Annotated in this window: 8 protein-coding genes; 6 read left to right on the top strand and 2 right to left on the bottom strand. The window is 65.2% G+C overall.

Annotation, left to right across the window (positions count from 1 at the left end; genetic code table 11):
* Window positions 1-100 precede the first annotated feature (100 nt).
* Window positions 101-751 (top strand): cation transporter, encoded by a 651-nt coding sequence (locus PF446_RS09685; protein WP_343224673.1) that lies wholly within the window; start codon window positions 101-103, stop codon window positions 749-751.
* Here PF446_RS09685 and PF446_RS09680 read toward each other — a convergent pair.
* Window positions 737-1,423 (bottom strand): cytochrome c, encoded by a 687-nt coding sequence (locus PF446_RS09680; RefSeq protein ID WP_298071219.1) that lies wholly within the window; start codon window positions 1,421-1,423, stop codon window positions 737-739. The genes PF446_RS09685 and PF446_RS09680 overlap by 15 nt on opposite strands.
* A gap of 233 nt (window positions 1,424-1,656) precedes the next feature.
* On the opposite strand from PF446_RS09680, the gene rlmJ reads away from it, so the two are divergent.
* Both rlmJ and PF446_RS09670 read left to right on the top strand, forming a co-directional pair.
* On the top strand, window positions 1,657-2,499 hold the full coding sequence (gene rlmJ, locus PF446_RS09675; protein ID WP_298071222.1) for a 23S rRNA (adenine(2030)-N(6))-methyltransferase RlmJ: 843 nt from the start codon (window positions 1,657-1,659) through the stop codon (window positions 2,497-2,499).
* 72 nt (window positions 2,500-2,571) lie between these two features.
* Entirely contained in the window at window positions 2,572-3,126 is a 555-nt protein-coding gene (locus tag PF446_RS09670; RefSeq protein WP_298071218.1) for a Slp family lipoprotein, read from the top strand.
* An 18-nt stretch (window positions 3,127-3,144) separates the two neighbouring features.
* On the opposite strand, the gene PF446_RS09665 is transcribed toward PF446_RS09670, so the two are convergent.
* Window positions 3,145-4,053: a cation diffusion facilitator family transporter gene (locus tag PF446_RS09665; protein ID WP_298071221.1), complete on the bottom strand. Its 909-nt coding sequence runs from the start codon at window positions 4,051-4,053 to the stop codon at window positions 3,145-3,147.
* A gap of 123 nt (window positions 4,054-4,176) precedes the next feature.
* Between PF446_RS09665 and PF446_RS09660 the strand changes: the two genes are divergently transcribed.
* The 3 genes from PF446_RS09660 to PF446_RS09650 form a co-directional block, all read left to right on the top strand.
* Entirely contained in the window at window positions 4,177-4,800 is a 624-nt protein-coding gene (locus PF446_RS09660) for a GNAT family N-acetyltransferase (RefSeq protein ID WP_298071217.1), read from the top strand.
* Between the two features lie 91 nt (window positions 4,801-4,891).
* Window positions 4,892-8,362, top strand: a complete 3,471-nt coding sequence (gene mfd, locus PF446_RS09655; RefSeq protein ID WP_298071216.1) for a transcription-repair coupling factor — start codon at window positions 4,892-4,894, stop codon at window positions 8,360-8,362.
* 66 nt (window positions 8,363-8,428) lie between these two features.
* The coding region (locus tag PF446_RS09650; RefSeq protein WP_298071215.1) for a DUF4396 domain-containing protein at window positions 8,429-8,898 on the top strand (470 nt) is incomplete at its 3' end.

Below are 8,898 nucleotides of genomic sequence, written 5' to 3'. Positions count from 1 at the left end.
TTCGTTCGAAACGAGGACGATTGCCACGACAAGCGACGCGAGATCGAGGCCATGCTGCAACAAGCCTACGACATCGCACATACCACCTTGCAGATGGACCATGCAGGCCATGGAGAGGTGGGGCGAGGTTGCCAGCATGTCTGAATGCGGCTGCGAAACGGAGCCGCCCCGGGACCATCTACAGCACCGCGCACTCGTCATCGCACTGGTCCTGAATGCGGCCATGTTCGTGATAGGCATCGTTGCCGGCCTGCTGGCACACTCCTCGGGCCTGACCGCCGATGCACTGGACATGCTGGCCGACGCCGGCGGTTACGGCATCAGCCTGCTGGCGATCTCGCGGGGCATCGGGTTCAAGCGCAAGGCAGCCCTGTTCAACGGTGGCGTGATCGGAGTGCTCGGCATGCTGGTGATCGTGAGCTCCGTGGCACGCTGGAACGGCGGCGCCATGCCCTATGGATGGGCCATGATCGGCGTCGCCTGCCTTTCCCTTGCGGTCAATGTCACGCTGCTGACCGTGGTCATGAAACCCTTCAAAAGCGGCGAGATCCACCTGCGCGCGGCGTGGCTGTGCACGCGCGCCGACGTGCTCGCCAACCTGGGCGTGATCGCCTCCGGCATCCTGGTGCTGGCGCTGGGCTCGCACCTGCCGGATCTGGTGATCGGCATCCTCGTCGGCCTGCTGGTCCTGCGCGAGGCCGGCGAGGTGCTGCGCGACCTGCGCAGCGAGACGGATTCAGGCACCAGCTGAGCCTGCCGGTGCAGGCGCAGAAGCCGATCCTGCCGGTGAAGCCGGCACTGCCGAAGTGTCCGCATGTGCTGGCACCGGCACCTGTGTTGCGGCCGTGGCCGCTGCCGCGGCTGATGATCCTGTGGACGCATGCGCGGGTCCGGCATGATCGTGCTCTCCCGCCTCGGCCGCATCCCCCGCCGCGTACAGCTGGCGATAACGCTCCACGCTCATGTGCGGCTGCTTTTGCAGGTAGGCGACCATGGCCCAGATCTTCTGGTCGTCATGCGTCTTGCCCCAGGCCGGCATGGCCGTCATCTTGATGCCGTGCTTGATGATCCAGAAGGCCTCGGCCGGGTCCGGCGCGAAATGCGTCAGGTTCGGCGGCTTGGGATACAGGCCCTGGCGGATCTCCGTGTCGCCCATCCCCGGGGCCAGGTGACAACCGGTACACATCTCGTGGTAATGCGCGGCGCCCTCGGCCAGCAGGGCCGGATCATCAAGATTGTCCGGCACCTTGACCTCATCTGCCCGTGTCGCGATGGAACGATCACGCAGCACGCTGATCACCTTTTTCGTCAATGCCCAGTGCGGCGCATCGGCGCCGATGTTGTACGCGCCGGACCAGACCCAGGCACCGCAAGCGACCACGATCAACACGATCAGGATGAGTAGCTTCTTGATGAATTTCATGTGGGTACTCCATGCATGACGGTCTACTCTAGAACCATTCGTGCCGCACCGCGAACCGAATGCCACCGGTACCCGCATCATGCTGGCGCAGCGGTGCGCCACGGTCGCAGCAAGGGGGGCTGATAGCGTTTCTCGCATGCATCGCACACCAGCCTGCATCCAAGGGCATTGATCGGGCTGCATGCGCCGGTGTCGATATGCCTATACTGCCCGCCCTGTCCCAGGACCCGCGCATGAACTACCGCCACGCCTACCACGCCGGCAACTTTGCCGATGTCTTCAAGCATTGCGTGCTGGTCGCACTGCTTGAGGCACTCAAGGCCAAGTCCAAGCCGTTGTGCTACATCGACACCCATGCCGGCGCGGGCCGCTACGACCTGGCCTGCGAAGCCGCGCGCAAGACCGCCGAGGCCGACCAGGGCATAGCGCGCGTGCGCGGAAAATCCGCAGAATCGGCGCTGCTGGCTCGCTATCTTGCACTGGTCGAAGCAGAGGAGCCCGGGTTCTACCCCGGCTCGCCGCGACTGGCCGCCGCGCTGCTGCGCGAGAACGATTGCGCGCAGCTGTGCGAGCTGCATCCGGAGGAAGCCACGATCCTGCGTGCGCTGGTACGCAATGACCCGCGCATCCATGTGCACCAGCGCGACGGCTATGCCGCGCTGAAAGCCCTGTTGCCGCCGCGCGAACGCCGCGGGCTGGTGCTGATCGATCCCCCATTCGAAGCCCAGGATCAGGAGTTCAAGCACATCCGTACGGCGGTGGAAGCAGGCATGCAGCGATGGCCCAAGGGGGTTTATGCAATCTGGTACCCGATCAAGCTGGCGCGCGACGTGCAGCCGTTCCGCCGCTGGCTGCACGACTGCCCGGCCCGCACGGTGCTGGATGTCGAGCTGCTGGTGCAGTCCGACACCGTGCCCAGACGCCTGAACGGCGCCGGCATGGCTATCCTCAACCCGCCCTGGAAACTCGACCATCGCCTGGCTGAACTGTTGCCGCTGCTGGCGCGCACCCTGGCAACCTCGCCCGGCACCGGCAAAAGTCGCCTGCAATGGCTGAAGACCGAAGCACGCCCATGAACGCCCACGGCACTTGCCGTTCAGCGCGCAATGGCTAAGCTGGAAACGCAATTAACGCCCCGGAATCACGTCATGTCCAAGAGCGCCACGCACATCGTCATGCACCTGGCTGCAGCGGCCCTGCTTGCATCGCTGCTCGGGTGTGCACCCGCACCGATCTACAAAACCTCGCCGGACACGGTGAAGGCCACGCCGGGTCAGGTGGCGCGGACCCCCGAGCGCTTCCAGAACGCGCCGGTCATCTGGGGCGGGACGGTGGTCAAGGTCAGCAACTTCAGCGATCACAGCGAAATCGAGATGCTCGCCTATCCGCTGGACAGCTCCCAGCGGCCCCGGCTGGGCAAGGACAAGGGTATCGGTCGCTTTATTGCCATGATGCCTGGCTACGTCGAGCCTCTGGACTATCCGCCAGGAAGCCCGATGACCTTCAGCGGACACATCAACGGCGTGCGTTCGAGCACCGTGGGCAAGGCGCCCTACGTGTTCCCGTTGGTCTCGGTGATCCGGCATCACGCCTGGACTGCAGAAGAAATGCGCAGTGGACACCCGCATGTCAGCTTCGGACTGGGCGTCGGCTTCGGCAGCGGCGGCTACCGTGGCGGCGGCGTGGGCATCGGGGTGCACTGAGTCCACCTCGCGACGGCATCAGTCCTCCACATCCGGCTCGAAGAAGCTCCAGCGCACCTCCCCGAACTGCGCACGAAACTCGCGCTCCACGGTATTGATCGCGCCCACCATGGCGTGCCCGGAATCCATGCGCCGCATGCGCGCCTTGATCGCAACCATGACGTCCGGTCCCATGTGCATGGTCAGCAGATTGAACACATGCTCGATCTCCGGACGCTGCTGCAGGAAATCCAGCATCGCCTTGCGACGACTCTCCTCGACCCCCTGGCCGATCAGCAGCGCCTTGACCTGCGCAGCCAGTGCCATCGCCACCAATACCAACAGCGCGCCGATCGCCAGGGTGCCGAGTGCATCAAAGACCAGGTTGCCGGTCAGCACTGTCGCCAGCAGCGCGGCAAGCGCCAGAACCAGGCCAACCAGTGCGGCAAAGTCCTCACCGAAGATCACCAGCAACTCGCTGGAACGACTTTCACGAAACCAGCGCCACAGGCTGCGACCGGCACGCTCCTTGTTGACCTCCCGCAGGCATCCATGCATCGACACCCCCTCGACCAGAATGCTGAAAAGCAGTACGCCGATGGCCAGCCACGGCCACTTCAGCGGTTCAGGCGCATACAGCTTGTGGATGCCCTCGTAGATCGAGAACATGCCGCCGACACTGAACAACAGCATCGCCACCAGGAACGACCAGAAATACAGCGCCCGTCCCCAGCCCAGTGGATAGGCGTCGGATGGTGGACGCCGCGCCTGCCGCACCCCCAGAAGAAGCAGCATCTGATTGCCGCAGTCCGCCAGCGAATGCACGGCTTCGGCCAGCATCGCGCCAGAACCGGTCACCAGCGCAGCCACCAGCTTGGCCACGAAGATCGAGAAGTTGGCCCCCAGCGCCAGCAGGATGGCGCGCAGGGAGTTGGCGTGTCCGCTCATCATGGAAACCTTGAACCGCAGTAACGCCAGTGTAGCCAATGCCGCACGCCGGGCGGGTCTTTGGACATATCGCCACGGACGGTGGACAGAATCTGTTGGGAACCTCAAACTGAACCCACGAGCATGAGCTATACCCGGCATGACGAAGCTGTTCCCATGGCACCGATCGAGTCCGAAACGCTGCCGCCGCGCAGCAACAAGCGTTTTGCCCAGGAGTCGCAAGCTGCCTCCCGCGCATGCGGTGAACAGGTCACGCTGAAAGACGGGCGAGAACTCCTGCTTCGACCGATTCAGGGGACCGATGTCGATGCCATCCGCCGTTGTTTCACGCGCCTCGACCCTGAGGAAGTCCGCATGCGCTTCATGTTGTCCATGCGCGAACTGCCCGAACCGATGGCCCAACGCCTGTGCAATATCAATCACGAGCACGAGGCCGCCTTCGTGCTGATGGACGAGCAAGCACAGCCGGAGGAGCTGCGGGGCGTGAGCCGCATCCACATCGATGAGACCACCAATCATGCCGAGTTTGCGATCCTGGTCGAACGTGCGTGGACCGGTCGTGGACTCGGCCACCTGCTGATGCAACAGCTGATCGACGAGTGCAATCACCGCGGCGTCGACGAAATCTGGGGGCACGTGCTGACCCAGAACAACCCCATGCTGGATCTGTGCCGGGAACTTGGGTTCAAGCACCGCATGCTGTACGACGATCCCGGCATGCAGTTGATGTCACTTGCCCTGGACTGAATACGGAACTCGCGCCTCCGGCTGCTAGAATGGCTTATTCTCCTGATGCGCTGGCTGCGAAAGTGGCCTGGCGCCCCTGTGCCGTGTCGACATGCCCGCAAGCCTGATCCAGCCACCCCTTCCATCCACTCCAAAACAGCGCAGCTATTGGGCCGTGCCGGACGGCGCCTCGATGGCGCTGGCAGTCACCGAAGCGGCGCGCAAACATGACGGCCTGGTGGTGGTGGCCACGCGCGACAACCTGCGCGCGCACCAGCTTGAACAGGAGTTGGAGGTCTTTGCCGGCGACTTGCCGGTACTGCATTTCCCGGACTGGGAAACCCTGCCCTACGATCTTTTCAGCCCGCACCCGGAAATCATCTCGCGACGTATCGCCACCCTGCACCGCCTGCCCTCGGTGACACGTGGCGTGCTGGTGGTACCCGTGGCCACCCTGATGCAGCGCCTGGCGCCACGCAACTACGTGGCAGGCAGCGGATTGTCGATCCATGTCGGGCAGAAACTGGAGATCGCCGCCGAACAGCAACGCCTGGGATCGGCCGGTTACCGGCACGTGCCGCAAGTCGGTGATCCGGGTGAATTCGCGGTGCGAGGCGCGCTGATCGACATCTTCCCGATGGGCGCGGCCGAGCCCTACCGCATCGAGCTGTTCGACGAGGAGATCGACTCGATCCGCAGCTTCGACCCGGAGACCCAGCTGTCGGCGCAGAAAGTCGAGTCGGTCGAGATGCTTCCGGCACGTGAGTTTCCGCTGACCGAGCACACCATCCGCGATTTCCGCAACCGCCTGCGCGAGCGCTTCCCGATCGACGTGCGCCGCTGCCCGGTCTACCAGGACATCAAGCAGGGCGTCACGCCCGGAGGCATCGAGTACTACCTGCCGCTGTTCTTCGAGCACACCGAAACGCTGTTCGACTATCTCGACGAGCATGCCCTTTTCGTGCTCGGCGAGCGTGCGCTGGAGTCTGCCGAGCAGTTCTGGACCCAGATCGGCGAACGCCATGAGCAACGCGCGCACGACATCGAGCGTCCTATCCTGCCGCCCGCCGATCTGTTCCTGCCCCCCGAGCAACTGCGCGAGCGGCTCAACCGCACGCTGCGCGCGGAGATCGTGCCCCGCGGCCAGGCGCATGCCCGCGACCTCGGCACACAGCCCGTGCCTTCGCTTCCGATCAACGCGCGCGGCGAACGCCCCGCCGAAGCCCTGAAGGACTTCCTTGAGGCCTACCCCGGGCGCGTATTGATCGCCACCGACTCGGCCGGTCGCCGCGAGGCGCTGTATGACCAGCTCGGTGGTGTCGGCATTCACCCCAAGCCGGTGGACAGCTGGAAAGCATTCCTGGAACAGGACACGACGGGCAACGACGACCCTCCAAGGCTTTCCATCACCGTGGCCGCCCTGGAACAGGGATTCGCCCTGACCGATCCACCCATCGCGGTGATCACCGAACGCGAACTGCTGGGCGAACGCGTGCGCCAGGATCGCCGCGGCCGACGCACCAGCACGCGTGACCCGGACACCATCATCCGCGACCTCACCGAGCTGGAGATCGGCTCGCCGATCGTGCACCTCGATCACGGCGTCGGACGCTATCGTGGACTGACCTCGCTGGACGTGGGCGACACGCCCAGCGAGTTCCTGCTGATCGAATACGCCAAGCAGGCCAAGCTGTACGTGCCCGTGGCGCAACTGGGCCTGGTCAGCCGCTACACGGGCACCACGCCGGAACTGGCACCGCTGCATTCGCTGGGCGGCGACACCTGGGAGAAGGCGCGCAGGAAAGCGGCTGAAAAGGTCCGCGACGTGGCCGCCGAACTGCTGGCCATCTATGCCCAGCGCGAGGCGCGCCAGGGTACGGCGCTGGACATCGACCATGCCATGTACGCCGGTTTCGCCGCCGGGTTCCCATTCGAGGAGACCCCCGACCAGCGCACCGCCATCGAAGCCGTGCTGGACGACCTGGCGGCACCGCGACCGATGGACCGCGTGGTCTGCGGCGACGTCGGCTTCGGCAAGACCGAGGTGGCCCTGCGCGCGGCCTTCGTCACCGCCGCCGCCGGACGCCAGGTCGCGGTGCTGGTGCCGACCACGTTGCTCGCGCAGCAGCACTACCAGAACTTCGCCGACCGCTTCGCCGATTGGCCCATGCGCGTGGAAGTGCTCTCGCGTTTCCGCTCGAAGAAGGACGTCGACGCGGCATTGAAGAGCCTGGCCGACGGTCAGGTGGACATCATCATCGGCACCCACAAGCTGTTGCAGTCAGATGTGAAGTTCAAGGATCTTGGGCTGGTCATCGTCGACGAGGAGCAGCGCTTCGGCGTGCGCCAGAAGGAGCAACTGAAGAAACTGCGCGCCGAGGTCGACCTGCTGACCCTGACCGCCACACCGATCCCGCGCACGCTGAACATGTCCATGAACGGCCTGCGCGACCTGTCCATCATCGCCACCCCGCCGGCGCACCGCATGGCAGTCAAGACGCTGATCAGCGAATACGACCCGGCGATGGTGCGCGAGGCGATCCAGCGCGAGTTGGCGCGCGGCGGACAGATCTACTTCCTGCACAACAACGTCGACTCCATCGAGCGCACCGCGCGCGAACTGGAAGCACTGATGCCGGATGCGCGCATCCGCATCGCCCACGGCCAGATGCCCGAACGCGAGCTGGAACAGGTGATGCTGGACTTCCACCGCCAGCGTTTCCACGTGCTGGTGTGCACCACCATCATCGAGACCGGCATCGACATTCCCACCGCCAACACCATCGTCATCGACCGCGCCGATCGCTTCGGCCTGGCCCAGCTGCACCAGCTGCGCGGGCGCGTGGGCCGCTCGCATCACCGCGCCTACGCCTACCTGATCGTGCCCGACCGCAAGGCCATCAGCGCCGACGCGCAAAAGCGTCTGGAGGCGCTGGCCTCACTGGAGGAACTGGGCGCCGGCTTCACCCTGGCCACGCATGACCTGGAGATCCGCGGCGCCGGCGAGCTGCTCGGCGACGAGCAGTCCGGGCAGATCCAGCAGGTCGGATTCGGCCTGTACACCGAGCTGCTGGAGCGCGCGGTCAAGGCCCTGCGCAGCGGCAAGGTACCCGATTTCGACCTGACCTCCGACCACGAGGCCGATGTCGAGCTGCACCTGCCAGCATTGATCCCCGACGATTACCTGCCCGATGTGCACACCCGGCTGACGCTGTACAAGCGCATTGCCAGCGCCCGCGACGGCGATGCCCTGCGCGAGCTGCAGGTGGAGATGGTCGACCGTTTCGGGCTGCTGCCGGATCCAGTCAAGCAGTTGTTCGCCGTCGCCGAGCTGAAGCTGCGCGCCACCCCCATGGGCATCCGCAAACTGGAGTTCGGCCCGACTGGTGGGCGCCTGGTGTTCCGCGAGCAACCGGATATCGACCCGCGCGTGCTGCTGCATCTGATCCAGACCCAGCCTCGCGTATACAAACTCGATGGCCAGGACAAGTTGAAGGTGTATCTGGACCTGCCCGGCGCGAGCGAGCGGCTGCGCACCGCGCACGACCTGCTGGACACGCTGGGCGCGCGCAAGGCTGCCTGAGCGGTTAACCGCACATTGAAGGGCTGCGCGTTACCCTGAGGATCCAATCCGAACCAAGGAAAGCACATGCCTGCATGGCTGACGCTCCTCTCCTGGATATCACTCTCGGTCGCGGTCCTGTGCGCACTGTGGATCGTGTTCGACATCGCGCGCGGCTATCGCCAGCGCATGGGCATCATGAACATCGTGTGGCCGGTGACCGCGCTGTATGCCGGTCCACTGGCGATCTGGGGCTACCTGCATGTGGGCCGCCTGCGCACGGCGCGCGGTCAACGCGAGGCCGAGGCGCGCGGCGAGGACACCGAGCGCCCCCCGTCCCGCCTGCGCAGCGTCGCGCTGGCCGCCAGCCATTGTGGCAGCGGCTGCACGCTGGCGGACCTGCTGGTCGAATCCGGCCTGATCCTGGTCCCCGTGACGCTGTTCGGCAGTGAAGTCGCGGCCAGCTGGACGCTGGACTTCGTGGCGGCATTCGTGATCGGGATCGCCTTCCAGTATTTCAGCATGCGCCCGATGAGCGACCAGCCACCGCTGCGGAT

This window comes from Oleiagrimonas sp. (assembly GCF_027858935.1).
Lineage (GTDB): Bacteria > Pseudomonadota > Gammaproteobacteria > Xanthomonadales > Rhodanobacteraceae > Oleiagrimonas.
Note: the sequence above shows the minus strand (reverse complement) of the source record. Positions and strands in the feature narration are given on the sequence as shown.